This window comes from Streptomyces alkaliphilus, from assembly GCF_014141535.1.
GTDB lineage: Bacteria > Actinomycetota > Actinomycetes > Streptomycetales > Streptomycetaceae > Streptomyces > Streptomyces alkaliphilus.
Genome location: NZ_VKHT01000837.1, coordinates 1 through 2,232 on the forward strand (window position 1 = coordinate 1; position 2,232 = coordinate 2,232).

2 protein-coding genes are annotated in these 2,232 nt (G+C 72.3%); both read left to right on the plus strand.

Annotation, left to right across the window (positions count from 1 at the left end):
- The first annotated feature begins 94 nt into the window (after positions 1-94).
- Positions 95-1,501 carry a M20/M25/M40 family metallo-hydrolase gene (locus FNQ90_RS20310; RefSeq protein ID WP_323380093.1) on the plus strand — a complete coding sequence of 469 codons (1,407 nt, stop codon included), beginning with the start codon at positions 95-97 and terminating at the stop codon, positions 1,499-1,501.
- A gap of 255 nt (positions 1,502-1,756) precedes the next feature.
- On the plus strand, positions 1,757-2,182 hold the full coding sequence (locus FNQ90_RS20315; protein ID WP_143622511.1) for a CBS domain-containing protein: 426 nt from the start codon (positions 1,757-1,759) through the stop codon (positions 2,180-2,182).
- Positions 2,183-2,232 lie beyond the last annotated feature (50 nt).

Genomic DNA, 2,232 nt, shown 5'->3' on the forward strand with positions numbered 1-2,232 from the left:
CTACGCTTGACGCATCGTCGGAAGCGTCAGATGTGGATAAGAGACAGGGGCGGGCCCTCCCGATCCCGTCGACCGGCGTGCCCTGGACGAGGCGGTGCACGGGACCGCCGAACTGATCCGCATGGACACCGTCAACCACGGTGGCGGCGAGGGCAGGGAACGCGAGGCCGCCGAATGGGTCGCCGAACGCCTCGCCGGGGCCGGTCTCGAACCCCGGATGTTGGAGAAGGCCCCCGGCCGCACCAACGTCGTCGCCCGCCTGCCGGGCTCCGATCCCCGGGCCGACGCCCTCCTGGTCCACGGTCACCTGGACGTGGTCCCCGCCGACGCCGCCGACTGGACCGTGCCCCCCTTCGCCGGGGAGATCCGGGACGGCGTGGTCTGGGGGCGCGGCGCGGTCGACATGAAGAACGCCGTAGCCATGACCGTGGCCCTGGTGCGAGCCTGGTCCCGGGCGGGGGTGCGCCCGCGCCGCGACATCGTGCTGGCCTTCACCGCGGACGAGGAGGACACCGCCGAGTACGGGGCGGGACACCTGGTGGGAGAACACGCCGACCTCTTCGAGGGCTGCACCGAGGCCATCGGTGAGTCCGGCGCCTTCACCTGTCACACCGAGGACGGTCGGAGGTTGTACCCGGTGGCGGCCGGTGAGCGCGGAACCTCCTGGGTGCGGCTCACCGCCCGGGGGCGTGCCGGCCACGGTTCCAAGGTCAACCGGGAGAACGCCGTCGCACGGCTGGCCGCCGCCGTGAGCCGTATCGACGAGCACCACTGGCCGTTGCGGCCGGCACCCGCCGTGCGCGCCGCCCTGGTCGAGTTGGCCGTCCTGCACGACGTCCCCCCGCCCCGGGGGACCCCGGGGACCCCGGAGAACACCGGGGGCGGTGACTCCGGTGGTGACCTGGCCGATGACCCGCGTCGGGCCTGGGAGGCCGTGCTCGCCGACACGCCCGGCGACCCCGCGGGCATCGCGACCCGCGAACGCGCCGTGACCGAACTCCTGGAGGCCATCGGACCCGCCGCCGTGCTGGTCAACTCCACTCTGCGCAACAGCGCCAATCCCACCGCCCTGGACGCCGGCGGGAAGGTCAACGTCATCCCCGGACGGGCCGTGGGCGCGGTGGACGGCCGGGTGGTGCCGGGTGGTGAGGAGGAGTTCACCGAGACCATGGATCGGCTCACCGGCCCGTGGGTGGATTGGGAGTACCACCATCACAAGGAGCCTCTGGAGGCCCCGTTGGACTCGCGGACCTACGCGGTGCTGCGTGGCTCCCTGCTGCACTTCGACCCCGGCGCCCACGTCGTGCCGTACTTCATGTCCGGGGGGACCGATGCCAAGCAGTTCGCCCGACTGGGCATCGTCGGATACGGCTTCACCCCGTTGCGGTTGCCGCCCGGGTTCGACTACCAGGCGATGTTCCACGGCGTGGACGAGCGGGTGCCGGTGGAGGCGCTGCACTTCGGCGTCAGGGTCCTGGACCGCGCACTGCGCACCCTGTGACCGTCGGCCGTGCCGGCGTGCGTCGGGTCGGGCCGGTGCTCCGCCCCGGTCGACGGTTCCGGTGGGCATCCGGGGCACATCGGTCCTACGGTGGACGAAGTGCCCCGAGTGGGTGGGATCGTCGTGTTTCCGGCGCCCTGTCCCGTCGCGTCGCACCGTCGGTTCCCGATTCGGGGCGACGGGGCCGGGAAGCCGGCCGCCGCGCGGCTCCGCCCGGGGTGACCGCACGCGAACGAGACCTCCGGGAGGCAGAAGATGACCACCGCCGCCGACATCATGCACGCCGGTGTCCGCTGGATTCCGGCCACCGAAACCCTGGACCGCGCCGCGCAGCTGATGCGCGAACTCGACGTGGGGGCCCTGCCCATCAGCGATCAGGACGACCGGATGTGCGGAATCGTCACGGACCGTGACATCGTGGTGAAGTGTGTGGCCGCCGGTCACGACCCCTCCAAGGTGACCTGTGGCGAACTGGCCCAGGGGACTCCGAGGTGGGTGGGGACCGACGCCGATGTGGGCGAGGTGCTCCAGGAGATGACGGAGCACCGCATCCGACGACTGCCGGTGATCAACGGGGACAAGCGCCTGGTCGGCATGATCAGTGAGGCCGACCTGGCCCGCCACCTCGGGGAGGACCAGATCGCCACCTTCTGCGAACACGTCTACGCCGAGTCGCGCTGAACCGCCGGTCGGGTCCCGGCGCCCCCCGGTCGCCGGGGCCCCACCCCCGC